The sequence below is a fragment of the Pectinatus frisingensis genome (assembly GCF_014076555.1).
Classification (GTDB): domain Bacteria; phylum Bacillota; class Negativicutes; order Selenomonadales; family Selenomonadaceae; genus Pectinatus; species Pectinatus frisingensis.
Genome location: NZ_CP045424.1, coordinates 1,377,937 through 1,403,622 on the forward strand (window position 1 = coordinate 1,377,937; position 25,686 = coordinate 1,403,622).

General features: G+C 37.7%; 21 protein-coding genes and 1 other RNA gene. 6 read left to right on the forward strand and 16 right to left on the reverse strand.

The window, feature by feature from the left end; all coding sequences use genetic code 11:
• Positions 1-5: 5 nt before the first annotated feature.
• From hemZ to F8M42_RS06430, 3 genes are all read right to left on the reverse strand, one after another.
• Entirely contained in the window at positions 6-1,508 is a 1,503-nt protein-coding gene (gene hemZ / locus F8M42_RS06420) for a coproporphyrinogen dehydrogenase HemZ (RefSeq protein WP_182188507.1), read from the reverse strand.
• A complete protein-coding gene (locus F8M42_RS06425; RefSeq protein WP_182188508.1) occupies positions 1,490-1,942 on the reverse strand; it encodes a Fur family transcriptional regulator in 453 nt (150 codons plus the stop codon). The genes hemZ and F8M42_RS06425 overlap by 19 nt, the downstream gene beginning before the upstream one ends.
• Positions 1,943-2,089: 147 nt before the next feature.
• Positions 2,090-3,142 (reverse strand): glycosyl hydrolase family 18 protein, encoded by a 1,053-nt coding sequence (locus F8M42_RS06430; protein WP_182188509.1) that lies wholly within the window; start codon positions 3,140-3,142, stop codon positions 2,090-2,092.
• A gap of 62 nt (positions 3,143-3,204) precedes the next feature.
• On the opposite strand from F8M42_RS06430, the gene F8M42_RS06435 reads away from it, so the two are divergent.
• Positions 3,205-3,684, forward strand: coding sequence for a hypothetical protein (locus F8M42_RS06435; protein ID WP_182188510.1), 480 nt, complete (start codon positions 3,205-3,207; stop codon positions 3,682-3,684).
• Position 3,685: 1 nt separating this feature from the next.
• On the opposite strand, the gene F8M42_RS06440 is transcribed toward F8M42_RS06435, so the two are convergent.
• From F8M42_RS06440 to F8M42_RS06460, 5 genes are all read right to left on the reverse strand, one after another.
• Complete coding sequence (locus F8M42_RS06440) at positions 3,686-4,504, reverse strand: polysaccharide deacetylase family protein (protein WP_229711498.1); 819 nt, start codon at positions 4,502-4,504, stop codon at positions 3,686-3,688.
• A 101-nt stretch (positions 4,505-4,605) separates the two neighbouring features.
• The gene (locus tag F8M42_RS06445; protein WP_182188511.1) at positions 4,606-4,947 is read right to left on the reverse strand and encodes a hypothetical protein; all 342 of its coding nucleotides are present in this window, start codon (positions 4,945-4,947) and stop codon (positions 4,606-4,608) included.
• A gap of 136 nt (positions 4,948-5,083) precedes the next feature.
• On the reverse strand, positions 5,084-6,061 hold the full coding sequence (gene dusB, locus F8M42_RS06450; RefSeq protein WP_182188512.1) for a tRNA dihydrouridine synthase DusB: 978 nt from the start codon (positions 6,059-6,061) through the stop codon (positions 5,084-5,086).
• A gap of 40 nt (positions 6,062-6,101) precedes the next feature.
• Positions 6,102-6,866, reverse strand: a complete 765-nt coding sequence (locus F8M42_RS06455; protein WP_182188513.1) for a type III pantothenate kinase — start codon at positions 6,864-6,866, stop codon at positions 6,102-6,104.
• A gap of 24 nt (positions 6,867-6,890) precedes the next feature.
• Positions 6,891-7,865, reverse strand: a complete 975-nt coding sequence (locus tag F8M42_RS06460) for a biotin--[acetyl-CoA-carboxylase] ligase (RefSeq protein WP_182188514.1) — start codon at positions 7,863-7,865, stop codon at positions 6,891-6,893.
• Positions 7,866-8,203: 338 nt separating this feature from the next.
• Between F8M42_RS06460 and F8M42_RS06465 the strand changes: the two genes are divergently transcribed.
• Positions 8,204-9,016, forward strand: a complete 813-nt coding sequence (locus tag F8M42_RS06465; RefSeq protein ID WP_182188515.1) for a polysaccharide deacetylase family protein — start codon at positions 8,204-8,206, stop codon at positions 9,014-9,016.
• Between the two features lie 59 nt (positions 9,017-9,075).
• On the opposite strand, the gene F8M42_RS06470 is transcribed toward F8M42_RS06465, so the two are convergent.
• Positions 9,076-10,986, reverse strand: coding sequence for a sigma 54-interacting transcriptional regulator (locus F8M42_RS06470; protein ID WP_182188516.1), 1,911 nt, complete (start codon positions 10,984-10,986; stop codon positions 9,076-9,078).
• 242 nt (positions 10,987-11,228) lie between these two features.
• Here F8M42_RS06470 and F8M42_RS06475 point away from each other — a divergent pair, with 242 nt between their 5' ends.
• A complete protein-coding gene (locus F8M42_RS06475) occupies positions 11,229-11,561 on the forward strand; it encodes a hypothetical protein (RefSeq protein WP_182188517.1) in 333 nt (110 codons plus the stop codon).
• An 82-nt stretch (positions 11,562-11,643) separates the two neighbouring features.
• Here F8M42_RS06475 and dnaX read toward each other — a convergent pair whose 3' ends face one another.
• The gene (gene dnaX / locus F8M42_RS06480; protein WP_182188518.1) at positions 11,644-13,392 is read right to left on the reverse strand and encodes a DNA polymerase III subunit gamma/tau; all 1,749 of its coding nucleotides are present in this window, start codon (positions 13,390-13,392) and stop codon (positions 11,644-11,646) included.
• Positions 13,393-13,443: 51 nt separating this feature from the next.
• An RNA gene (gene ffs / locus F8M42_RS06485) (signal recognition particle sRNA small type) lies at positions 13,444-13,543 on the reverse strand.
• Between the two features lie 160 nt (positions 13,544-13,703).
• On the opposite strand from ffs, the gene F8M42_RS06490 reads away from it, so the two are divergent.
• On the forward strand, positions 13,704-14,081 hold the full coding sequence (locus F8M42_RS06490) for a methylglyoxal synthase (RefSeq protein ID WP_182188519.1): 378 nt from the start codon (positions 13,704-13,706) through the stop codon (positions 14,079-14,081).
• Between the two features lie 253 nt (positions 14,082-14,334).
• Here the strand turns inward: F8M42_RS06490 and bioF are convergent, their stop codons facing one another.
• The 3 genes from bioF to F8M42_RS06505 all read right to left on the reverse strand — a co-directional run bounded on the left by bioF (position 14,335) and on the right by F8M42_RS06505 (position 19,829).
• Complete coding sequence (bioF, locus tag F8M42_RS06495; protein WP_182188520.1) at positions 14,335-16,242, reverse strand: 8-amino-7-oxononanoate synthase; 1,908 nt, start codon at positions 16,240-16,242, stop codon at positions 14,335-14,337.
• 314 nt (positions 16,243-16,556) lie between these two features.
• Positions 16,557-17,846, reverse strand: coding sequence for an aspartate aminotransferase family protein (locus F8M42_RS06500; RefSeq protein WP_182188521.1), 1,290 nt, complete (start codon positions 17,844-17,846; stop codon positions 16,557-16,559).
• Between the two features lie 57 nt (positions 17,847-17,903).
• Positions 17,904-19,829 (reverse strand): peptidase U32 family protein, encoded by a 1,926-nt coding sequence (locus F8M42_RS06505; RefSeq protein WP_182188522.1) that lies wholly within the window; start codon positions 19,827-19,829, stop codon positions 17,904-17,906.
• A gap of 457 nt (positions 19,830-20,286) precedes the next feature.
• Here F8M42_RS06505 and serA point away from each other — a divergent pair, with 457 nt between their 5' ends.
• Both serA and F8M42_RS06515 read left to right on the forward strand, forming a co-directional pair.
• Positions 20,287-21,870, forward strand: a complete 1,584-nt coding sequence (gene serA / locus F8M42_RS06510; RefSeq protein WP_182188523.1) for a phosphoglycerate dehydrogenase — start codon at positions 20,287-20,289, stop codon at positions 21,868-21,870.
• A 235-nt stretch (positions 21,871-22,105) separates the two neighbouring features.
• Complete coding sequence (locus F8M42_RS06515) at positions 22,106-23,038, forward strand: malate dehydrogenase (protein ID WP_182188524.1); 933 nt, start codon at positions 22,106-22,108, stop codon at positions 23,036-23,038.
• A 685-nt stretch (positions 23,039-23,723) separates the two neighbouring features.
• Here the strand turns inward: F8M42_RS06515 and dhaL are convergent.
• Positions 23,724-24,344: a dihydroxyacetone kinase subunit DhaL gene (dhaL, locus tag F8M42_RS06520; protein WP_182188525.1), complete on the reverse strand. Its 621-nt coding sequence runs from the start codon at positions 24,342-24,344 to the stop codon at positions 23,724-23,726.
• Positions 24,345-24,541: 197 nt separating this feature from the next.
• Positions 24,542-25,546, reverse strand: a complete 1,005-nt coding sequence (locus tag F8M42_RS06525; RefSeq protein ID WP_182188526.1) for a GGDEF domain-containing protein — start codon at positions 25,544-25,546, stop codon at positions 24,542-24,544.
• Positions 25,547-25,686 lie beyond the last annotated feature (140 nt).

The following is a 25,686-nucleotide window of genomic DNA, read 5'->3' on the forward strand; positions in this document are numbered from 1 at the left end:
TCTCCTTATTTTCCGTAAACTTCCTCCATCAAAGAGACACGCCGCATAATATAATCATCAACACTTTTCAAATAAGCAGCTAAATTTTTCGGGTTAAATAAAGTCTTTAAATATGTTCCCGCCGGAGCTACTATTTTTGTTGACGCATTGCCGCCTATTCCTAAAATAGTCTGGTGTTCACTCATTATTTGTATATTATATATACTTGCCGCATCTTTTTTGCAGTAACCTGTGTTTTCCAGTTGACCACTCATGTATCCCTGACGATAAAGATAATATGGCTGATAATCACTGCGACGCAGAGCATTTTCCACTATATGGGCCATCTTCTGGACGACAGCATCATTTGGCAGAGTAATGTCGGATTTATTTAGTTTCAGTGCCGATCCTTTTTTTATTGCCAGGGCGTGTACTGTTATATCATCCGGTGCTAATCCGATAATTTTTTTTATAGTATCGGATGTATCTGCATCTGATTCTCCCGGCAGACCTAATATTAAATCCATATTTATTTTTGCAGAACTCATCCGGCGGATAACATGATAGACATCTATGATATCTTGTGGAGTGTGTTTGCGTCCGATAAAATTTAAAGTTCGTTCTTGCATTGTTTGTGGATTTACACTGATTCTGTTGACGCAATACTCATTCATTAGCAGAATTTTTTCCTGGGTAATTGAGTCGGGGCGTCCTGCCTCCACAGTGAATTCAACAGTATCAACAGTCTTTAAAGATGCCGCATATTTCAGCAATGCTGCAAAATATTTTTCCGGCAGACTGGTGGGAGTACCACCGCCGATATATATCGTCTGCACTTTTAACTTATAACGGATGATCAATGACTGCAATGAAATTACTTCTTTATGCAAGGCAGCCATGAATGAATTCAAAACAGTTTCATCCGGCAGCAAGTTGGAAGGAAATGAACAATACAAACAGCGTGATAAGCAAAATGGTATACCAATATAGATACTGATTGTACTGGCATCGGACGAAGCAATTGTCGGCAGCTGACGATAGGCAATATCAGTAAGCAAAGCTGCCTTAGCCGGTGAGACGGCATAATCGTCAATGAAACGTCTTATTATTGTCTCACGCGGCATACCAGAGGCAATATAGCGATGAACAATTTTAGCGGGTCGCACACCATGTAGTATTCCCCATGGTGCAGTTACCTTGCCAAATTTTGTTTTCAGCAGATGATAAAGATTCCATTTTATAAGGCGATTGACAGCGGCTTTAGGATTTTCATCACTGTTTGCAGCAGTTTCTTGCTGCAAACTCTCCGTTCGATCGTCTGTTGTTAAATAGATTTGTGTGTTTACTTTTAGTTCGCCAGCATTAGTGACAGTATTTTTTATTTCCATGACAGAATAATCACAATGCTGGACAGCTGTCTTAGGAATATACAACCTGAATAAAAGTAATATTTCTTTGATTATCTTATGGATAATTTCTTTATCATTATCAATTATAAGTTTGCCGATGGTTATAGTTTTTTCTGACATTCGCTGCAGTACCCATAAAACGTAACCTGATGGTCAGTTATTTTAAAATTGCTTTTTTTCATTATATCAGCTTCCAGGTCGTCCAATAAATCATCAGCAAATTCATTTACTTTACCGCATTTTACGCAAATTAAATGATGATGCTGGTGAGCATTAGGACTGGCCGTATTAAGCTCATAGCGACGACAGCCATCACCAAAGTCATTTTTTTGCAAGATATTAATATCTGCTAAAAGTTCCAGGCTGCGGTAAACAGTTGCCAAGCCAATATCATAATCTTTATCTCGCAGAATGTAATGAACGTCTTCAGCACTCAGGTGTTTGCCAGGATTATCGATAAATACCTGTAAGACGACCTTTCGCTGCGGTGTAATTTTATGATGAGGTCCTTGTAATTTTTTTGTTAAATCATCAATGGTAATTTTTTTGCCCACAATTGTAAGCCCCTTTCTCAGAGTAATTTACCATGAATATTACTATCAACTAATTATTTTACCAAAAAATAGTATATATTACAAAGTATTTTTAAGAATAACCATAAATGCTTTTATTATAGTAAAAGCATAATCTAAAATATGTTATTAGTTTTTATCAGCATTCAGTTTACGGTTAAACAACGGCCAGATGTCAGAAGTTTCAAATCCCTTGCGCCAGCTGGCAATACCAGGCAGGTTATACAAGCTGACTAAATTAAGTTTTTGGCTCAATGAAGCGGAATCTTCCTGCCAGACACGATAACGGAAATTTTTATCTTGATATTCGAAATAATACTGTTTCTTATCATCGAGCCAGTGTGGCGATAAATTATATTTGTCGATCAAAGACTGGGCTGACTCCATGCTTAAGGTCTGAGCTGTTACCTTGCCCTCACCTTCCCGCCAAAGTCGCATATATAAGGGGACTCCCAGCACAAGTTTATCGTTGGGGACTCCTTGGGCGAGCGTGGCTTCCAACCCCTTTTTTACCCAATCATATGAGGCAACTGAACCACTGTCCGATGACAGACGGCTGTGTTCATCATAGGCCATAAGAATAAGATAATCAAGTGGCCCAGCTAATTCTTTGCGGTCATAGCATTTAGACCATACCGGATTATCGGAAGGAATGGTTATATCCATGGATAAGGTCAAATTTTCACGATGCAGTACAATAGCAGACTGTCTGATGAAAGAAGTCAAAGCATCACGGTCCTGCTCGTAAATATTTTCAAAATCAAAATTATAACCGTCAAAATGATTCTTTTCAGCATAAAATACCAGCTGTCTTATTATATATTCACGTGCTGCCGGATCATTTAAAAAAGCATGCGTCAAATCCTTATCAAAGTCATTTGTAATTAATGGCCAAATCTTATAACCGTTTTCATGGATCCTTTTCACATAGTTTTCACTTATTGTTGTTTTAATGAAACCATTTGGTTTGACGATAGTAAGCCATGATGGTGAGATGACGTTTACACCGTCAATTTTAGGCTGACGTGATAAATCATTTGCAGTGTCAAACGTCGGCTGCCAGATAATATTTAATTTTTCTTTGGCAGAATCCTGCGATTCATTGCCAATACCAGCATCAGCAGTAGAAAAGAGCATCATGCTGCAAAGTAAAAATGCTATAAATATTTTTATTGAATACATATTCACTCCATTAAAATGGTATAATTAAACAATAAATTATTATTTTACGTGAGGCTAATGCTATGAATACAACACTGACTTTGAGGTGCGGACACAATATTACTGTCAATTTGCCTGATGATACAAAAGCTCAGGCTGCTTTAATAAAAAAATATCGATCACAGGATTGTCCAATTTGCCGCCGTAAAAAACAAACAATTGCAGCCGCAGAAAAAGCAGGTCGGATGCAGCTGATAATGAGTGCCTGTAAACCATTACTGGGAGAGGTTTCTGCTATTGAACAGGCTGAACGGATACGTGAAGGTAAACTGCGTATGCTTGATGCGTTATTTGACAAGACGGTTTTGGCTTATGAATTTAGCAGTGACAAAGAAAAACAAACATTTGAACACTATAGGTGTCGAACTATCCGGCGTTTTTGCGACAAGCAGAATGCTGCATGGTGGCTCGAACGGCGCAATATGCCGGTGGAAAGTATCATAGAGGCCCTAAAAGAAAAAAGTTTTTTAATTGACGGACGACTGTTTCAGGAAAAAAAATAATTTATCGTTTGCGGCGCCATTTCTTAAAACCGCGTTCCCATTTGCGTAAAGCTATAAAAAGTATAAACAGGCGGCTTGTTTTTAAGATAAATTCCCATTTTGACTGATGTGACGGAATAGGGATACGTGGTAAGGCATACAAATCAATATGAAATAAATTGACACCTTCAAATATGGCAAAAGCAGCTTTGTAGCCAGTTTTTTTTGCTGCAGCGGCAACAGATTCATTAAAATTTCCATACGGATAACATAAAAAATCACCGTCAGCAGATAAAGCATTGGACAATAACTGCCTACTGTCGTGTAATTCATCAATGATTTTGGATTCAGTGCAGTTTGTTAAAAAAGGATGTGTCATTGTATGTGAAGCAATTAGCTGACCGTGCTGCTGCCAGTCCAACAATTGTTCCTTGGTCATTGTAATCGTTTCTTCTTTACCCAAATTTTCCCAATTATTTTTTTTGCCTATCCAGTTGCCAATGGGAAACACAACAGCAGTCATCTTATATTTTACCAATAATGGTAAAGCAGCTGTATAATTATCGGCGTAACCATCATCAAAGGTGAGCAAAATTGATTTAGACGGTAATTTTTTTCTTATGGCATAAAAATCATACAGCATATCTAAGGTTATAGTATGATAATTTTTTTTATGCAGATAATTCAGCTGCCAGGCGAGCTTTTCTACAGATAAACTATTTCTGTCGTTTTTAACATCTGCGATGCGGTGATACATCAACACTGGTATATAATGGGCTGAACGGGCAATAAAACAAATGACTGCCAAAATTATAAACAACAGTATTAAAAAAAATATCATAATGAAACTCCAATTATTAAATAATAACAATAGCGGCAGGTTACTGCCGCTATTTATAATCATGTAAGCAAAAATGATAAGGTAAATGACATTTTTATCTTTTAATGCAAAATTTTAAAGATAACCCATACTATAAAAATTGACAATAAAGCTATTGATAAAAATGGTAAGGCCACAAATATCATAAAAGCCATTGCTGCTAAAATGATTAATCCGATAGTAAATCGTGACAGCCAACTGTTTTTAGAAGATATATTCCAAATGTGATACTGTCGATAATGTGGTCTGGCATGGCTGTGCTGGCGGTTATTTTCCTCTTCTATGGTCACACCGGAATAATTATCTTTTTCGCGTTCAGTCATCACAGAAACACCATTGTCAAAACCACAGTAAGGGCATGTAGACGCATCACCAATTTCTCTTTTGCAATTAGAACAAATCATATTTTTCTCCTTGCTGTTAAGAATAAACAGCAGATATATTATCTGCTATAAATAATATATTATTTTATAGCTTATACTTGCAGTTTCTTATATTCTATCACATAATAGGTATTTTTATGAAGACATATGATACTTTTTAGCAAATATCTTTATTGTACTTTTCCATTTCATTAAGAATGACAATAAAATCGTTTCGTGTCTGTGCTAAATTGAATTGCCGGCGCAGTTCAGCTCCACCGGGTAAGCCACGCGTATACCATGTGGCATGCTTACGCATTTCACGCGGTCCTATATAACTGCCTTTTTTAGCCAAAAGCATGTCAAGATGTTCGAGTATAACCATTTTTCTTTCTTGAATGGTAGGGTCGGGCGGCTGGTGACCGGTTCGCAAAAATTCACTGAATTTATGAAAAATCCATGGATTTCCCTGCGCAGCGCGGCCAATCATGACTGCATCGCAATGAGTCTGAGCAAAAATAGTCGTCAAATCATGGCATGTTCGTATATCACCGTTGCCAATGACTGGAATTTTAACTATTCGTTTTACTGCGGAAATAATTGGCCAGTCAGCATTACCACTGTAAAATTGTTCGCGTGTTCTACCGTGTATGGCTATTGCATCCATTCCGGCCATTTCAGCCAATTTTGCCATGTCCAGTATATTTATATGTTCATCATCCCAGCCCTTGCGCATTTTTACTGTCACAGGCAGACTGACAGCTTTTTTCACAGCCGTCATTATAGCAAAAGCTCGTTGTGGATCCAGCATTAAGGCAGCGCCTTCATGATTTTTTACTATTTTAGGAGCAGGACATCCCATATTAATGTCAATTATATCGGCACAGCCGCACGCCTCTACGTATTTAGCAGCTTCCGCCATGCTTTCCGGGGTTTCACCAAATAATTGTAAAGTCAAGGGATGTTCGCGTTTGTCAGTCTCAAGCATTGATAATGTATGCTGATTCTTGAAATGGATTCCCTTATCGCTGACCATTTCTGAATAAACCAGACCGCAGCCCATACGGTGGGCTAAAATACGGTAGGCGGTATCAGTTACACCTGCCATTGGTGCCAAAAAAACAGGCGTATCAATTTGTAAATTACCAATAAACATGTCTTGTTTGTTATGTATGCTCCTTAATATAATAATCTATCTATTTATTTCTTTCATATAGTACACGCAGTCCGGTCAATGTAAGAAAATGATCTGTCTTGTCTATCGTTTTGGATTCACGTGCAATCATGTTGGCAAGTCCGCCGGTTGCCACCACTTTCATTTCTGTATTTAATTCTTTTTTCATACGGCAGACAATACCATCAATCTGTCCAACGGCACCAAATATGATACCGGCTTGTATACCTGTTATTGTGTTATGGCAGATGACAGCCTTGGGGGTAACCAGTTCAATACGTGGCAGTTTAGCAGCGCGTTGGAATAAAGCTTCACTTGAAATGCCGATCCCGGGGGCAATAGCTCCGCCCAGAAAATCCCCGTTTTTACTGACTACATCAAAAGTCGTGGCTGTCCCGATATCAATAACGATCAAAGGTCCGCCGTATTGCTCAAAGGCACCAAGCACATTAACGATACGGTCCGCGCCGATATCACGGGGATTCTCATATTTTAACTTTATGCCGGTTTTGATGCCGGGTCCCACTAAAAGCGGCCTTATGCCAAAGTAACGCTGGCACATTTTTATTATAGGCACAACCAGAGGCGGAACCACTGATGAAATGACAATTGCGGTAATGTCAGACATCGAGATACCTTGAAAACGAAATAATTCATTAATCAGCATCCCGTATTCATCACCTGTTTTTTGACGGTCAGTCGAAATGCGCCAATGATGCATCAATTTTTTTCCATCATACGTACCTAAAACTATATTGCTATTACCAATGTCGAATACCAACAACATTTTCAGTTATACTCTCCTAATTGTTTATTTTGCTGAACGTATGGAAACATCTCCAGCCAATACCCGTACTACTTTTTTACCTGTATCAATTAACAAAGCCCCATAATCATCGATGTCAATGGCTTTACCGTAAAAAGTTTCATTCACACTAATGACCTTCACATTATTGCCTAAGGTTACTGAGTATTTTTTCCATTCAGCAAGAATTGTCGAAAATCCATATTGTTTAATATCATAATAGGCTCTTTCCAATTCCAACAGTATCTGCGCCAGCAACGATGCCCGTGATACTTTGGCACCGGTAATCTGCAGCAGTGATGTAGCAATTTGACCAATATCAGCCGGCATGTCCTGTTCGCTGATATTAACATTAACACCCATACCGATAATGATATAGTTTATCCTGTCCATTTCAGCATTCATTTCGGTTAATATACCTACTAATTTTTTGCCATTATACAAAATATCATTTGGCCATTTTATTCCGACTGTTACACCGGTAATGGCTGATATTGCCTTAGTGATTGCCACTGCAGCCATAAGGGTGCATTTTGGTGCCTCCTGTGGTAGAAATTGCGGACGCAGGATAATTGAAAACCAAATTCCCTTTTGTGAAGGAGAGAACCAGCCTCTGCCAATCCTTCCTCTGCCGCTGCCTTGCGCTTCACTTACGATGACGGTGCCTTCAGCTGCATCTTCTAAGGCAGCTTTTTTTGCGGCATTATTTGTGGAATCAACAGTTTTATAATATTTTATTTCATTGCCGAAAAATTTTGTTTGTAAAACAGCTTTTATTTCACCGGGAGTAAGTAAGTCTGGAGCGCTGATAATACGGTATCCGCTGCGTGATTTACTATCAATATTGTATCCTTCTTTTCGTAAAATGCAGATATGTTTCCAAATGGCAGTGCGTGAAACAGAAAGTTTCTCTGCCAGATAGGCTCCCGACACATATTCACCGTTAGCTTTATGTAAAATAGTTAAAATTTCCGAACGCATTTAAACATAACCTTCTTTTGATATATAATAATACACTCGTAATCTCAAAATTAATTTTTGATTTGCCTGCGGCACAAATATCTGATGCATAGTTTAAATGTGCAATATAGCAACATACACTTCACTGTACCTGGACAGTTTCTTATTTTTCTTGCAGACAGATAAATTCCGGTAAGCATTGTCTTTATAAAAACATTACACATAGTTCGTCCCAAATATATTATTAATCATACCCTATGAGTTTTATTTTCGCAAGAAAAATAAACTGGCAAAATTATTTTAGGATTGTTATAATGAATTTATCAGTTAAACTTTGAGAGGAGTAATTAATAAAATACATGCGCTATTCATTGATCAAAAAAATTGTTCTCATTATTTTTTTATGTTTTATTCCTGTGATATTGACCAGTCCGCATGTTGTTTCGCAGAACAGCACGGCATTGGAAAATACCGGACAGGACGGTATTATCGTTTTAAATTATCATAAAATAGACGATGTCAATATATCTCTTTCTGTAAGGCCGGCGGATTTTGATAAACAGATGGCTTATTTAAAAAACAATGATTACAATGTAATTACACCGGATGATCTTTATGAAAATCTTGAACAAGGTAAAAAATTGCCGCCTAATCCTGTCCTTATAACTTTTGACGACGGTTATGAAGACAATTATAAAAATGCCTATCCCATATTGAAAAAATATGGTTTTACTGCAACTGTTTTTGTAATAACAAGTTTTTTAAATAAATATCCTAATTATCTGACATGGGATCAATGCCGGGAATTGAAAGAAAATGGTTTTTATATTGAATCACATACGGTTACGCATCGCTCTTTGACGGAATTGACTAATGAACAAATAAAAGATGAGATTGTTCAATCAAAAGCGGCCCTCGATAAAAACTTGGGGCAGAATACATATTATTTTGCTTATCCTACTGGTACTTATAACTTATATATAGCGCAAATGCTTAAAGATGCAGGTTATCGCGCAGCTTTTACGATAAAATATGGAACAGCAGAAACCTCAAGTAATATTTTTGCTTTGGAGCGAATACCGATTTTTCATACGGCTGATACGTTCAGTTCCTTTTATCGCCGTTTAAATTATATTCCGTTATTTGAAAAATTAGGCTGGATAAAAAGCTGATTTATATGGATTTATGGTATACAAAAAGGGCAGATTATTCTGCCCTTTTGCATACCATATTATTTTTTTACGCCATATTTTTTGATGTAACGATACAAAGTAACTCTGCTGACGCTTAATAGATTAGCCAGACGGCTGATATTGCCACCGGCGGACTGCCAAGCACTCATAAATATATCCTTATCATCTTTCCATTTACTGTCTGGCTTTATGTTACCCATGAGGTTTATGTCTTCAGCATAGATAGTATCATCAATAGTGGTAAATACGGCATTTTCAATAACACCCTGCATTTGTTTGATGTTACCTGGCCAATCATATTCTGATAACAGCTTTATTGCTTCGCTGCTGAGCTGCTTCGTACTTAATTTGTGCTGTGCTGACAGTTCCTTTAAAATACTTTCCGCCAACAAAGGTATGTCATCTCTGCGGCTTCTTAATGGAGGCACATGAATGATACTACGCGAAATTATCTCAAATAAACGTTTATCAAATAGATTTTTTTCACATAAACGACGCAGATTACTGTCTGATGAAGCGATTATCCGCACATTGATGCTGCGTTCCACATCTTCACCGATACGGCAGATTTTCTTGTTCTGCAAGGCGTCGGCAAGCCGTTCAGCTGTTTGTAACGGTAGTTTTTCTATTTCGTCAAGTAATAAAGTGCCGCCGCTTGCCAGTTCTAATTTCCCAGGATGACTTAACTCCTTGCCCATTTTGGCTCCAAACAATTCTTGTTCTAATAATTCGGGTGTTATATCACTGCAATTTAATGATATAAGCGGACCATGTGAACGAGAACTTGCCATATGGATGCCGTGTGCCAGACGCTGCTTACCGGTACCGGCTTCCCCCTGCAACAGGATATGATAATTTTTTTTAGCGGCTCTTGCTGCACGCTCTTTCATTAATTTACAAGACGAGCTGATGCCGACAATGGTATCCAGACTGTATTTTGCTGTATAACCGGCAGCATGAGCTACCAGCATACGCAGATCTTCGATAGGCATGGTAACGGCCACAACACTGTCGATACTGCCGTCATTACTGTCTTTTATCGGAACTACTGTTGTGATGTCTTCATAAGTTTTTATCTGGGTAGTCCAGGTGATTTCCTGATTAATGCACGATACCCCTTCGAAGCCTTTATAAATAGGCGTATGCTTATAATTTAATACTACATCATTGAGATTTAAAGTCTTTTTGGCTTGCTCATCAATAGCACCTATACCGGCAAGACGAGAAATTCCTAATTTATTGGTATAGGCAACGTCACCATTTTTAAGAATATGATATACGGCAAAAGGTGTAGCATTTAATATTTCTTCTTGTGCCTGCAAAAACATTTTTTGTTTTAAATGTATTTCCATACCGGTCTTAATTGCCATCAGTAAAGCAATTATCCCGTCCTGCGGCAGCTTATCATAATCGCGGCACAAAACAGTGACGATGTAAGCTGTATTGCCACACACCATAATCGGTGCAGAACCCGTATCGCAATCATGATATTCCTTAAACCATATTTCCGGTCCGAACATCCAGAACAAGCTTTTATATTTAGCCGTGATATTGGAACTGAACGTACCAACAGTTTTTTCGTCTAAACAAATGCCTTCAATTTTTTTAGAAAGCAATCGATTGTAAGGGGAAGAATAATTTTTCAATACTGTGCATTCACTATCGAGTAATAGCAGGCAAATATCATATTCCTGCAGAAAATCTTTTATCCCCTCAGTAAAATCCTGCATATATTCCATTGCAGCATTGTGATGTGATTGAAGTGCCTTTAAATTTTCTTTGTCCATTCCATTTACATCATTAAATTTTTTTGCAGCTATCGTAAGTCCTTTGCTTTCCTGCCACGAATCAGCAATCCATGGATGCACGTTGGGATCAATTACACCGCTTTCCATGAAACTATTATAATAATTCGCTAATTTTTCTCGGTTGCGATTTTGTCTAATCATTATGTTCTTGCGTCCAAATACATTTGACGCAAAATGTACACCTCTATTCTTTATTTTTAATAAAACTTAACAAGACATATGTTATATTGTAGCAATCATTGGCAAAAGTATCAATCCATATTTAGAAAAAAACTGTTATTATTTTATGAATTTTATAAATATATTATAAAAAATTGCAATATTACACGATAATATAAAATATATGCTATAATATAAAAAATTAATAAAAAGGATTGATGTTAATGTCACGCTATTCAAAGCGTATTAGTGAAAAAATTGAAAAGACAAAAAGTACTGCCAATCCACCGGGGAAAAAAGCCGGTCGTGATATTCTCCTGCTTATTTTAATCGCAGTAAACTTTTTATTTCTTATATTAGGCTGGTCACAGGCACTTATAATTGATAAGGCGATTTATATCTTATTGGAATGTTCCTTGATATCAATTTATGCTTACAGGCATGCCAGACTCAATGAAAAAAATACTGAACGACTGAAATACATGGGTCTTACTTTTATGGGCATTGCCTTTGCCTGCTTTATTTATAGTGCCTATATACGTTATTTTGCAAATTGAGCTGTTTAATTTGCAGCAATATGGTACCAAACAGGCTGCCAGTATTTGGTATTGGCAGCCTGTTTGGATTTTACAAATTTTATCAATCATCATCTTCCACAATATTGTCACCGAAAATTTTCACGGCTGTTTCCAATCGTACTTTTTCCTCTTGACTTAAATTATCTTTTTCCTGTAAAGTTTTGGTTTTATTGGTTTTTTTCGGCTGGGGTTTATTTTCTTCCGGTGCGGCAGTCGGATTGTTGCTGCCAGAACTATCCATTACACATAATAAACTGATTTTGTGACCGCTTTTTGCCAATAAAATATCTTCCAGCAAATTTTTATAGTCTGCCTGTTCAGTACGAGCCTTAAGAAAAGGAATTTTAAAAGCCAAAGTCAGACGGCCATTTTCTATACCGCGGAGCTGTGCCTTTTCAATGCAGGCCAATGCCATTTTTTTGTGCTCATTTTCCAATTCTGTCAGTACGGCTTTCCATAGGTCGGCAGCATTTTTTACAGTAATATCAAGATCCGGTGCTGCTCCGGACGGGACCGGGCGGGAAAGTGTAGTTTTAGATGATTTTTTTGGAGTTGTCATCTGCCGGTCATCATTTCTGACAGTTGATGTCGGCACGGTAATATTTGCTGGCGATTGTTTTTTTTCAGCCGCTGGTTTCATATTTTTGACAATGTTTTCCAAATGTTCTACTTTTTCTTCTAATATTCTCAGCTGTGAATTACCGGCAATTTCTTCTGCTGCTGTACCATCAGGGTATACACATAGCTTCATCAGGGCCATTTCCACTGTGATTCGCGGTTGTGGTGACCATCGCAGCTGCGTCAGCGTATCATATATTTGTTCTATCATCGATGCCAGCCTGGTATGTGAAAATGATTCAGCCTGTCGTTTTACAATAGCATTGTCCTCATGGTAGACATCGGCTGATAGCTCACCTGTGGCTTTATATATCATCAAAGCGCGCCAATGCAGTGTCAATTCTAATAAAAGTTGATTTAATGCCATGCCGCCTGCTAAAAGATCATCTATTATTTTTAATATTTTGAGGGTGTTGTTTTCTAAAATCGCATCAGTCAGCTGCCATACACAATCATAGCTTACTATTCCCAATATAGTACATACATTATCAGCAGTTAGTTTTTCGGCCGACAGTGCCGTACATTGATCGAGCATGCTTAAGGCATCACGCATGCCGCCGTCTGCGTGGACGGCGATGATGTCCAAAGCTTCATCATCTGTCTGTATTTTCATTGCAGCAGTAATTTTTTGTAATTGTTTAGTGATAGCCTGTTTAGTTATCCGTTTAAAGTCATACCTTTGACAACGTGATTGAATTGTTGCCGGAACCTTATGGATTTCGGTTGTTGCTAAGATGAATACAACATGGGCCGGCGGTTCCTCTAAGGTTTTCAACAGAGCATTAAAGGCCTCAGCAGTCAACATATGCACTTCATCAATGATATAGACTTTGTATCTGCCATCGACGGGGGCAAATTTTACTGTTTCACGTAAATCGCGTATTTCATCAATGCCACGATTCGATGCCGCATCAATTTCGTAAACATCCATCGAGGTATTGTTATTTATTTTTTGACAGTTGGCACATTTATTACATGGGGTGGCAGTAGGTCCGTGTTCACAATTAAGTGCCTTCGCCATGATTTTTGCTGTACTTGTCTTACCTGTGCCGCGTGGTCCGAAAAACAAGTAAGCATGTCCTATTTTACCGGTTTTTATAGCCTGTGCCAAAGTATGGCTGATATGGTCCTGTCCAACTAAATCGGCAAAATCCTTGGGCCGCCACTTGCGGTATAAAGCTATATAAGCCATAGAAATCCATCACCTTAAAAAAAATAAAAACAGCTTCTAAAGTCAGACTGCGACGCTCAGGCACCCTCACGGCACACGAAGGTGATCACTTACCGCTGCTTCCTTCCGGATCTGACGGGGTTCATGAGTCTTCATTGCGTGAGACCCAAACGCCGCAGTCTCACCTGAGAAACTGCTTTTGCTTAATCATTCTAACATAACTCGGACGCAGTTGCAAGAATATATATTTACCCGCACACTTAAATGAACTATACTATAAATAGACATGAAAGATATTAAATTGTTTTTGAAAGGGTTGGTGTTATAAACTTATGAAAACTATCGCATTGATTGCCCATGATGAAAAGAAAAATGAAATGCTTGATTTTGTTAATAACCACAAAGACTTATTAGAAAAATTCCACCTTGTTGCTACTAAAACCACTGGTGAGCTCATAAATGAAAAATATCATCTTAATGTTGAAACCATGTTGTCAGGGCCAATGGGCGGTGACCAGCAGATAGGTGCTCTTGTTGCTACAGAAAAGGTAGACTATGTAATATTTTTACGTGATCCATTAAATGCGCAGCCGCATGAACCTGATATTAATGCTCTCCTGAGGATTTGTGATGTGCATAATGTACCACTAGCTACTAATCGAAAAAGTGCACATATTTTGTTAAAATATGTTTCCAGTAAAATGGCATAATCAGCTGCAGGTTTTCCCAGACAATTCCTTTTTACACTATATAATATAATAATATTTTCTGGCTTGCTAAGGAAAATCGTGTTGTTTTTTGCTAGACCGGAACAGATATTATTTAAGATATTACCATTAGTCAACAAATGAGAAGAATAGAATAGTATGCCGCAGTCCATATAAACCTTCAAGCCGATATGTAAAATCAGTTTGGGGGTTTTGTCATGCATAATGTAAAATGAAACCTAAATCTTTATATTTTTTATAGGTTGATGGCGGCGCTGATTTTTTTTGCTGCCAGCTGAATCTCTGCTTCAGTATGTGTCGCCATAACAGCCGCCCGCAATATGGCCGCTCCTTTTGCCACGGTAGGATAACGAATTGCTGTAAGAAAAATATTTTGCTGGAATAATTCTTTTTCTATCCGTATTGTTTTGGCTTCATCTCCTATTTTTATCGGGACAATTGCTGAATCGCTATTAGCCGAAATTCCATTTATCCTTAGTGTTTCGCAGAAACATTGAACATTTTTCTGAAGCTTTTTTACTATACCGGGGTGGTTTACCAAAATATCCAAAGCTGTAAGCGCCGCGGCAAGTGCTGCCGGTGATTGACTCGTTGAAAAGATATAACTGCGGGCTGTGTTGCGCAAATAGTCAATCAATATTTTGCAGCCGCAAACATAACCACCTTCACTGCCCAATGATTTTGATAACGTGCCCATAAGGATATCTGGTTTTTTCTCCATTTTATAGTATTCACAGATACCCTTTCCATTTGGACCGATTACGCCTGTAGCATGTGCTTCATCTACCATTGTCAGTACATTATACTTGTGTGACAAACTCATAATTTGGGGCAGACTGGCAATATCACCATCCATGCTGAATACGGCATCGGTCACAATTAACCCGTGACAAGGGGCAAATTCACGCAATTTTGCCTCAAGACTATCCATATTATTATGATTATATATTACAATTCTGGCAGAACTCAGCCGACAACCATCGATAATGCTGGCGTGGTTTAGCTCGTCACTGTATATTATCCAGCCTTTTTGGCAAATAGCTGAAATAATTCCTAAATTTGCCATATAACCTGTGTTAAATAACAATGCGGCTTCTGTATTTTTGAATTTTGCTAAAGCACATTCCAACTGATTATGCAGTGAAAGTGTTCCTGTTGTCAATCGTGAGCCACCAGAACCGCAGCCGTATTTTTTTATGGCTTGTTCAGCTGATTCTTTGACCACAGTATTATTGGATAGTCCAAGATAATTATTTGAAGCCAGCATCAGCATACGGCGACCCTGATAAATTACATGGGCAGACTGGGCAGAAGTTATTTCGCGCGTTTGACGATAAAGATGCAGCTCCTTTTTATTTTGCAGGTACTTTTCCATTTGCTGGATATAATTTATGGGCATAATTGATTTTTCATTTGGAAAATACGGTACATGGCATACTAATACTCTTTGTTTTTCCAAATAATTGATACATTTGTCAACGTCCTGTTTAGGACCCTGATATAAAAATATACGTCCCCCGTTTGGACAGCCCATATTTTTCAATTTACTGATTCTAACATAACCAATATTTTTGGCAGCAATATATCCTGTCACATAATCAGGATCATCCGATATACATATTTCTGCAATGATATGTGGGGCAGCGACTACCTTACTGGCAAGAACTATTGCTTCCTGAAAGTGATTTTTACAACTGTCGGGCAGTCTGTCCAGTGAATGTTCAGCATCCATATAAGTCGCTCTGATGCCGCGCCCGAAATCAGGCTCCAATCTGCTTAAATCATTAATATCCAGAAGTATTGCACCGCGCATAGTATAAGTATCTGCGAATCTTTTCATGATTTCGGTACCATTTTTTATTCCCAGTTTTGACAAATATTGTAAAATTACCTCTTGTCCTTCTTCAGGAGTGTTCACCATGATGGACGAAACCGGCAAGGCATTTATATATTCCAGATCATCAGGCCGTACAGTTTCAATTTTCATATTAATAAAATCGGCCTGACCTTTAGCATGATGGAGGGCACGTGATAATAAAGCGTTCATTTGAGCGGGGAGCTCTTGTTCATGTAAAATTTTTTCTGCTCCGGACACGTGCTGCGAATTTTTACTGGCGCGCATTTTTAAACTGTAAAAAGACATATCTACATCTCCTAACCAGATTTTTGTTATGCCCATTATAATATACTGCTTTGTTTTTATTGTCAACTATATATATCTATAAGTTGACAATAAACTGATAAAAATAGACTGCTGCATACAGTAAATAATAATTATGTAAATTACCTAATTAGACGACATTTATTCTTAGTATAGTCGGATAAATTCAGGCATACTGCATATTTATCTAAAATACTGTCACAACAATCTATTTGTGGAACTTCATACTATTTTGACAAGAACTATATTTTTCATATTTTATTTTTTATTAAGTCTATTTTCATATTATAAAATCATTACTCAAATTTCTTGATAGTCTGTTCCAAGGCATTGAGCAATTTGTCAATATCGGCAGCTGTTATTACGAGCGGCGGTTGAAATGCCATGACATTTCTGGATACGCCGTTTTTACCGATTATAAATCCATTATCCTTCATGTCTTCTAATATTAAATCAAGCTTGTCCGGTGCCGGTGAACCGTCCGGATTGATAAACTCTGCTCCGATCATGAGACCGATACCTCTTACATCACCAATTACAGGATGCTGTTTTTGTATATTTTGCAGACCGTGTTTTAATTGTTCGCCGCGTTTTTGAGCATTAATCATTAAGCCGTGTTCTCTTATATACTTTAACACGGCCATCCCGGCAGCAGTAGACACCGGATTACCACCTAAAGTGGATGCTCCCGGTCTTACATAAACATCAGCAATTTCCGGTTTGGCTATAAAAGCGCTTATTGGTGCGCCATTTCCTAAAGCTTTCGCTACCGTCATTATATCAGGCACAACATCAAAATTTTCTATGGCAAACATCTTGCCGGTACGGGCAAAACCGGTTTGTACTTCATCAATAATCAATAAAATACCATGTTCGTCCAAAATTTCTCTGACACGCTTAAAATAGTTTTTTGGTGGAACAACTATACCACCATTACCCTGAATCGGTTCGGCAATAAATGCAGCCACCTTGCCGGAAGCAGCATATCCTGCAATATCTTCTATCATATTGGCGCATTCAAGATCACATTCAGGATAATGTTTCTTTAAAGGACAGCGATAACAATTGGGGTTAGGTACAAAATGAATGCCGCCCACCGGATTGGGATCGGTACGCCACATGCTTATACCGGTTAAGCTCATTGTCAATTTGGTGCGTCCGTGCAGGCCATGCCGTAAACCAATATACTCACTGCTGCCGGTATAAAGCTGTGCCAAGAGCAATGCACCTTCATTAGCTTCTGTTCCTGTAGAGCAAAAGAATGACTTTTGCAGTGAACCGGGTGTGGCTTGGGCAAGTTGTTCGGCTAAATCGACAAAATTTTCGGTGAGATATATATTGCACACATGCTGCAAAGTTTGCACTTGTTCACAAACTACCTTGGTGATTTCTGGATTGCAATGTCCGCAATTGATAACCGACACACCGGCAAAACAATCCAAATAACGTTTTCCGTTGCTGTCATAAAGATATTGCATGCTGCCCTTTACAAACTGCGGTGGTTCCTGATAAAAATGTCCCAAACAAGGCATGATATATTTTTTCTTTTTTTCAATTATTCCTTTCGGTCCAATATAGTCTGCCATCTGATTACCTCTTGTTCTCTGTGATAAATTTTTATAAAAATACATAAATAAAAATAATTATTTAGCCGTTTCATAACGGTAAACACCGCTGCCGAGCGGGCGCGGACCTGATTTTGTCATTGATTCAATCATTTTACCGATATTACAGCTGGAAAAATCATCAATAGCCTGACGATAAATGCTGACTATTTGTCCGGTATACTGTGGTGTATAGTCCTGCGCCTCAATGCAAAAGGATTTTGCTTCGGTCAGACTGCTAAGATAAGGAAGCAGGCAAAGATCATGAGCAAATAAAATATTATTTCTATTATATTGTGTACGTCTTATTGAATGTATTTCATCTGCTGTATCAATGAAAGCATAATGTTTATCAAATACAGCCGGATCTTCCAAAGGCGTTTTACCGGTTTCTTCTGCAATAAAATCGAAATCACAAATCATTGCTTCTACAGCGCCATGTACAACTACTTCGACTGGCAGAGAACTTTTTTTCAATAATTCAACAATCTGCTTATGGGGCAGTTCAAAAGATGCCGCTGCCATAACGGCACCCTCATGCTTTAGTAAAGCAGCAGTTTCAGCATTGAACAGATTGAAAGAAGTACCACACTGCACGGATAATTGTGTACACTTTTCAGCCAGTAGAAAACTTCCCATGTTATGAACCAGAATACCATCAGGATCGATCGTAGATAATTTGCCGAATAGTTGTTCCAACTCGCTGAGCTCATGTGCACGGGTTATTCGTGGTGTGGAAATAATAAATTTGCAACCGGTGGCAGCAGTAATTCTTCTTCCTTCCATAAAGTCCTCCAGTGTCCAGGGACGAAACGGCCGATAAACATCACCGCCGGCATATATGACATCTGCCCCATTGCTGCAGGCTTCTTTCAAATGATTTAAGGAAGCACACCGCACTGATAATAATGGTTTATTCTTGCTTTTTTTCTCTATTGTTATGACTTCATTGCCGACAGCGGCTTCTTTTACAGCTTTACTGAAAAACCGCGGTTCATCTTCGCCGCTCAAACCAATGTCATCATAGGTTGGTTTATCAAGAGCAAAACAAGTAGAAAAGCCTCTTACTTTTATATCATTAAGCTTGTTTTGTTCCTCTTTAGTTACATTGTATCCCGTCGGATCAGCGATATATTTGTCTATAGCCCGACGATAGAGACTGACTAATTTACAGACAAATTCAGCATCACGCATGCGGCCTTCTATTTTGAAGGAATATACACCAGATTGGATCAGTTCCGGCAATGCATAATACATACACATATCTTTTAGTGCCAGCTTATAGGAGAAATCCTTTTGTGCCATGCAGGATGGATTTCGTACTGCATGTTCCGTACCAAATTTATACTGCCAGCGGCATGCCTTCATACAGCGGCCGCGATTGCTGCTGTTACCGAAGACAACACCTGAGTGTAAGCATTGTCCGCCTTCGGCAATACACATATCACCGTGGATGAAGTATTCCAGTTCAATGTCACTTTTTTGCTTCAACAACTGTATTTCACTCAAGCTCATTTCACGACTGGCCACAATACGGCTGATGCCGTATTCCTTAAACTTCCTTACCATAGCAGCGTTATGAGTGTTCATCATTATTGATGAATGAAGATTAAGTGACAAACCCAGCTCTTTTACGAGTTTTATTACGGATAAATCCTGGATAATAAGAGCATCTGGTTTTATATCATCGTTTAAACATTTTAAATATTCAACAAGCTGCGGGATTTCCGTATCGCTTATAAGATTATTTAAGGTCACATACAATTTTACACCATGTTCATGAACATATTGCACAGCCTTTTTTAAAGCGATATTATCAAAATTATAATCATCACGAAACATTCGCATATTGAATGCTTTTCCGCCTAAATAGACGGCATCCGCACCAGCTTTGACGGCAGCTTCCAAAGTATCCCACTTGCCGACCGGAGCCAAAAGTTCAACTGATTTTTTATTGAGCAACATAAATTACTAATTCCCATCCTTACTAAAAATATTTCTAAAATTTTACACCGACCTGTATTTTTATAAGACAAAATAATAAATCACTAAATATAGCATTAATAACATTGCATAAGTGATTTATCTATTTAATTATACAATATTATTACAAGATTTACACATAAAACCATTGATTTATTTCGTGATTAGCATATTTTATGCGTATGCAACCAAATATACTTTATTTTGCAGGTGAGATTTTTACTGTTTTTCTTACTTTTAAGACGAAAAATTTTTGTCTGTCGGCAAATAGTCTAATTTTTTAAATTATCGGTAATTCGGACAAAAATCTTTTCATATTCAACATATATATATATATCTTTTCTACTTGACTCATATAACATTGATAAACTAAAATAATTAAGTGGATAAAGTATTTGTTAACTTATCTTCATTTCAAAAAAGGAGACAGGATATTATAATGAAAGTTTTAGTTGCTGATGGCGTATCAAAAAAAGCTGTTGATATATTAGGCAAAGATTTTGAGGTAACCGTCAAGGATAAATTACCGGCAGAAGAATTACTGGAAATAATTCCTGAATTTGATGGAATTATTGTACGCAGTGCTTCAAAAATTACCAAGGACGTAATAGATAAGGCCGTAAAACTCAAAGTAATCGGTCGTGCCGGTGTAGGCACTGACAATATTGATATTTCTGCTGCAACACAACGCGGCATTATTGTTTTAAACGCTCCGGAAGGAAATACCATAGCAGCTACTGAACATACAATGGCTATGATGCTCTCTATGAGCCGAATGATCCCGATAGCCAATGAAACTTTGCAAAAAGGTGAATGGAACCGCAAAAAATATGTAGGGGTTGAATTGTGCGGTAAGACCCTCGGGATTATTGGTCTGGGCCGCATTGGCTCAGGTGTTGCCAAAAGGGCAATGGCTTTTGATATGAAAGTAATTGCTTATGATCCGTATTTGAATGAAGATAGAGCCAATGCTTTAGGTGTTACTATTGGTTCTTTGGATGATGTAATAGTAAATTCTGATTTTATAACCGTTCACATGCCACTCACATCACAGACAAAAAATATGTTAAACAAAGATAATATCTGCAAAATGAAAAAAGGAGTACGTCTTGTTAACTGCGCCCGTGGTGGTATTATTAATGAACAAGACTTGGCTGATGCTGTAAAAGACGGTCAGGTGGCCGGTGCCGCTGTTGATGTTTTTACTGCGGAACCATTAGCCGCCGATAGTCCGCTGCGCCATGTGCCGGGTATCGTCTTAACGCCACATTTAGGTGCTTCAACTGTAGAAGCTCAATTGGGAGTGGCAATCGATGCCTCAAACGGTGTTGTTGCTGCTTTAAAGGGCGAACCTGTATCCACGGCTGTGAATATGGCGCCGGTATCGGCTGAAACCATGAAAAAAATTCGTCCGTATCTGACCTTGGCCGAAAGACTTGGCTGTACGGCTCAATCATTATCCGACGGTCCTATTATCGATTTAACTGTGCAGTACAATGGCGATATTGCTGACATAAACACAAAAATGGTAACAATTGCTGTTATTAAAGGGATTTTAAATCCTATTCTCCAAACAGCTGTTAATTATGTGAATGCTCCTTCAATTGCCAAACAGCGCAATATCAAAATACAGGAAATAAAAGATAAAGATGTTGAAGATTTTGCCAATTTGATAACCGTGACAGTAAAGACTCCTAAGGGAGAACAGACTGTTCAGGGGGCACTATTTGGCATGGAAGGCCGTATAGTATCAATAAATGAGTATCGTGTTGATGTAGACCCGCATGCAAGGATATTGATTTGCCCACATATAAACAGGCCGGGGATGATCGGACAGGTTGGTTCCCTGCTGGGAAAACACAAAATAAATATTTCCGGTATGCAAGTCGGGAAAACAGCTATTGCCGGCACCAGTATGATGGTTCTTACCATCGATGATGTGATACCGCAGTCTGTAATTGATGAAGTTATGAAAATAGACGGTATTTTTGATGCTAAACTAGTAAACTTTTATGCAGTATAAAATCATATAGTAATGCAATAGTATAATGATAATGATTTTATTAATTTTGATAAAACAAAAGCTGTAAATCTTTCATTTTAATAGTAAATTATTATCAAGCGAATTTATTTGTTGGTCGCTATATATTATTTTTATTGTCCTATAAGTAAATACTTTACTTATAATCCCGATTGTATTATACTTTTATTTAAAGATGGATATAGCAATCCATAATTTTTAAGGAGGCTTCTTAAATATGAAAATTTCTGTTATTGGTGCTGGTAACGTAGGCGCCACTGCTGCTAACGTACTGGCCTTAAAGAATTTTGCTGATGAAGTAGTACTGCTCGACATTAAAGAAGGCGTTGCTGAAGGCAAGGCCATGGATATGATGCAGACCGTAAAAATGATGCACATTGACACCAAAATTACAGGCATAACAAACGATTATTCCAAAACTGAAAATTCAAATATTGTTATCATAACTTCCGGTATACCTCGTAAACCCGGTATGAGCCGTACAGATCTTATCGGTGTTAACTCCAAAATTGTAAAATCAGTTATGGATGAAGCTTTAAAGCATTCTCCTAATGCTATATTCCTGATTATCTCTAATCCGGTCGATACGCTTACATATCTTGCATTAAAAGACAGCGGATTGCCGCGTGAACGCGTATTAGGCATGAGCGGACTTCTTGATGGCAGCCGTTTTGAATATTATCTGGCACAGGCTATTGGTTGTCCTGTAGGTGATATTGATGCGATGGTCATTGGTGCTCATGGCGACTTAATGGTACCTCTTACTCGTATGGCTACTTATAAGGGAGTTCCTGTTACAGAATATCTTTCAGATGATAAACTTGCCGAAATTGAACATGCGACTCAGGTAGGCGGTGGCACACTTACCAAGTTACTTGGCACTTCTGCATGGTATGCTCCAGGCACTACTGCTGCTACAATGGCAGAAGCAATAGCTAAGAATACAGGCAAGACACTTTCCTGCATTGCTTTGCTTGACGGTGAATATGGTGAACATGATGTATGTGCCGGTGTACCTGTAGTACTTGGCAATAAAGGTATAAACAAAATATTAGAATTACCGCTTGATGAAAAAGAAAAGAAAATGTTCCAGAACAGTGTTGACAGTGCTAAGGAAACCAATGCTAAATTAAAAGATGCTTTAAAATAATTTAACATTGCTAAATTAAAGATAGGCAGAGGTTTGGGTTTATACCAAGCCTCTTTTTTATATCAGAACTTTTTTATATTACCAGTTTGTCAAATTTGCATCAAAAATAAAGACGGCTTGCAATTACACACAAGCCGTCCTCAGCAATAACTCAATGTTAATCCCTCTCTATTTTATTGTCTGTATATATTTTTTCGCGATTTAAATATATACTCTATAGAACATAGTCGACTATTTGGAAATGACGCGTAATCGCTATCATTAAATATGAAGATTCTCAAAGCGAACCACCATACTTATCTAATGCGCATTATTGTGACTCATGAAATGACACTTGTTTTAGTACAACTTCTACACTTTTGTGTCGATGAATACTCATTATAAAGAGTGGGCAACTTCACTTCCCCTACACCTCAGTAAAAATTGATGCTAAACCAACTCATGACATCTTCTATAATACGTCACATCCCTTCTCAATTCCTACAGTTAATCCATACTCTATATTGATCAATATATTCGTTAGAAGAGATATGATGATACCTATTGTAACTTCTATTAGGTTCATCTTTCTCTACTACAAGTATAGCAACAAAATATAAATATTGCAAGAGATAATAGAATATTTATTATAAATTTTCAGAAACAATCAACCAATCCCTGAATAGGGATTGGTCAATAAACATAATTAATATTTAAGAAAATTAAATAATTCACGAACCATGATTAAAGACGACATTGCACCAGGGTCTTCATGTCCGATACTGCGTTCGCCGATATAGGCTGCCCGACCCTTAGTAGCTGGAATAGTCTTAGTATAATCCAGTCCTTTTTTTGCTGCTTTGACCGCTGCCCCGATACATTGATACAACGTGTTATCTTTCACTTGCTCAGGTGTAAAACATTCATATACCGGTACTAGTACATCCAGCATAGTCTTTTCCCCGACATCTGAATGGCCGCGTTTTTTTATACCGTCTATTGCTGCTTTTAATAATTTTTCTACATTTTCAATGTTGAACTTGGTATTTTCATCACAAATGTCTGCTGCCCGTAAAAATGCTGTGGCATATAAGGGCCCGGATGCACCTCCGATGCTTTCTGCGAAAGCTTTTCCTACAACAGTAAAGACTTTTTTTGCACCATCCAGGTCTTCAATCTTATCAAGTGCGTCCACTGCCGCCTCGAAACCACGGGCCATATTTGTTCCGTGGTCACTGTCGCCGATAGAATCCAATCTGTCTAACAAGTCACGTTGTTTAATCACTGCTGCTGCAATATAATCAATAGCATCTTTTAATCTAGTCAATATAATTCCTCCAAAAAAGATATTATATTTATTGTATCATAAAACACCATAATTAATAAATACAATATATATAAAATATTTGATTATATTTCAAAGTTTTGTAAAATTCAATAGAAATTTAGTTATTGTAAGACTAATTTGTGGGAAACTGACAAAATAAAATATATAATTAATTATTTTATGACAATAAAAGCTATTTAATTTTCTTCATTTTGATAAACAATTTTTGCAGATAGCGGGTTGACAGAGGCAATTTCATGTACAGATGATTTGGATTGAATGATATGACCGTTAAAAGATATGCAGTTTCTGCCCAATTTTTTTGCATCGTATAGTGCTTCATCGACTTTTTTATAAAACGCGGTTAGGGTATCATCAACTTGCGGAATGCGTGTCACGATACCGATACTTACAGATAAAAAATTGCAGGGGATATTTTCCAAATTGATTTTTGTATTCAGCCTGATAATGTCCGCGGAAAGTTTTTGGCTCATTTTTAAAACATAATCATCTTTTATATCCGGCAGAAAGATTAGAAATTCATCTCCCCCAATCCGGCTTACAATATCTGTTTTACGTTTAAAACAATTTCTTATACTGTCTGCCACTTGACGCAATATATTGTCACCTTCCGGATGCCCCAGGGTATCATTATAATTCTTAAAATAATCAATATCGACCAGTATAATGCCCACATGCTTTTTGTCGCGTTTGCAGCCGTTCCAAACGAGTTTTATTGACTGCTCCAAACCATTGCGGTTGAGTAATTGCGTTAGACTATCTACTGTCGCTTGTATTTTTAAATGATTTATTTCTTCCATTTCAGTCATAAATGAATGGACAATTATTTTAGTATTGGCATTTGCCCGGAAAAGTACGCCGATATTGATGAAAAAGAGAATCGAAAATAAATCGATGCGTATCTGTGTGAGGAAAAACAATAACGCTGTAACACTGGTCGTGATAAAAAATACTACCAATAATTTTTGAAAAGGCAGAAGAAAAACTGCACTGCATAACAAAAAAACGGCAGAAGAAAACACCGACAGTTGAACCGGCAGCGATTCCAGCCCGGGTGTCGGAACAAAAACTAATATGCCAATAAATACAGTAATACTGATAGCTGATCCGACACGATTCCTATTATAATCCTTTATTTTAGTTTCTACTTGCCGTACTATCTGATTTTCATTATCCGTCATGATCTACTCCAATAAATTTTGCAGTTGTCCCTTACTTTATTGAATAATATTTTACTGTGCTGGTTTTTCCGTAAACCCCTTTTTGATTTATATGCCCCATATTGAGCATATAAACATATGACCATTATAGGGCATACTTT

What these genes read in the sequence shown, in the direction of transcription:
- bioF (WP_182188520.1), bottom strand. Translation starts at nt 16,242, where the DNA reads ATGTCTTTTTACAGTTTAAAAATGCGCGCCAGTAAAAATTCGCAGCAC.
- F8M42_RS06435 (WP_182188510.1), top strand. Translation starts at nt 3,205, where the DNA reads ATGAATACAACACTGACTTTGAGGTGCGGACACAATATTACTGTCAAT.
- F8M42_RS06460 (WP_182188514.1), bottom strand. Translation starts at nt 7,865, where the DNA reads ATGCGTTCGGAAATTTTAACTATTTTACATAAAGCTAACGGTGAATAT.
- F8M42_RS06470 (WP_182188516.1), bottom strand. Translation starts at nt 10,986, where the DNA reads ATGATTAGACAAAATCGCAACCGAGAAAAATTAGCGAATTATTATAAT.
- F8M42_RS06430 (WP_182188509.1), bottom strand. Translation starts at nt 3,142, where the DNA reads ATGTATTCAATAAAAATATTTATAGCATTTTTACTTTGCAGCATGATG.
- F8M42_RS06490 (WP_182188519.1), top strand. Translation starts at nt 13,704, where the DNA reads ATGAAAACTATCGCATTGATTGCCCATGATGAAAAGAAAAATGAAATG.
- F8M42_RS06505 (WP_182188522.1), bottom strand. Translation starts at nt 19,829, where the DNA reads ATGTTGCTCAATAAAAAATCAGTTGAACTTTTGGCTCCGGTCGGCAAG.
- F8M42_RS06525 (WP_182188526.1), bottom strand. Translation starts at nt 25,546, where the DNA reads ATGACGGATAATGAAAATCAGATAGTACGGCAAGTAGAAACTAAAATA.
- F8M42_RS06455 (WP_182188513.1), bottom strand. Translation starts at nt 6,866, where the DNA reads ATGTTGTTGGTATTCGACATTGGTAATAGCAATATAGTTTTAGGTACG.
- hemZ (WP_182188507.1), bottom strand. Translation starts at nt 1,508, where the DNA reads ATGTCAGAAAAAACTATAACCATCGGCAAACTTATAATTGATAATGAT.
- serA (WP_182188523.1), top strand. Translation starts at nt 20,287, where the DNA reads ATGAAAGTTTTAGTTGCTGATGGCGTATCAAAAAAAGCTGTTGATATA.
- F8M42_RS06445 (WP_182188511.1), bottom strand. Translation starts at nt 4,947, where the DNA reads ATGATTTGTTCTAATTGCAAAAGAGAAATTGGTGATGCGTCTACATGC.
- dnaX (WP_182188518.1), bottom strand. Translation starts at nt 13,392, where the DNA reads ATGGCTTATATAGCTTTATACCGCAAGTGGCGGCCCAAGGATTTTGCC.
- F8M42_RS06465 (WP_182188515.1), top strand. Translation starts at nt 8,204, where the DNA reads ATGCGCTATTCATTGATCAAAAAAATTGTTCTCATTATTTTTTTATGT.
- F8M42_RS06475 (WP_182188517.1), top strand. Translation starts at nt 11,229, where the DNA reads ATGTCACGCTATTCAAAGCGTATTAGTGAAAAAATTGAAAAGACAAAA.
- dusB (WP_182188512.1), bottom strand. Translation starts at nt 6,061, where the DNA reads ATGTTTATTGGTAATTTACAAATTGATACGCCTGTTTTTTTGGCACCA.
- F8M42_RS06500 (WP_182188521.1), bottom strand. Translation starts at nt 17,846, where the DNA reads ATGGCAGACTATATTGGACCGAAAGGAATAATTGAAAAAAAGAAAAAA.
- F8M42_RS06440 (WP_229711498.1), bottom strand. Translation starts at nt 4,504, where the DNA reads ATGATATTTTTTTTAATACTGTTGTTTATAATTTTGGCAGTCATTTGT.
- F8M42_RS06515 (WP_182188524.1), top strand. Translation starts at nt 22,106, where the DNA reads ATGAAAATTTCTGTTATTGGTGCTGGTAACGTAGGCGCCACTGCTGCT.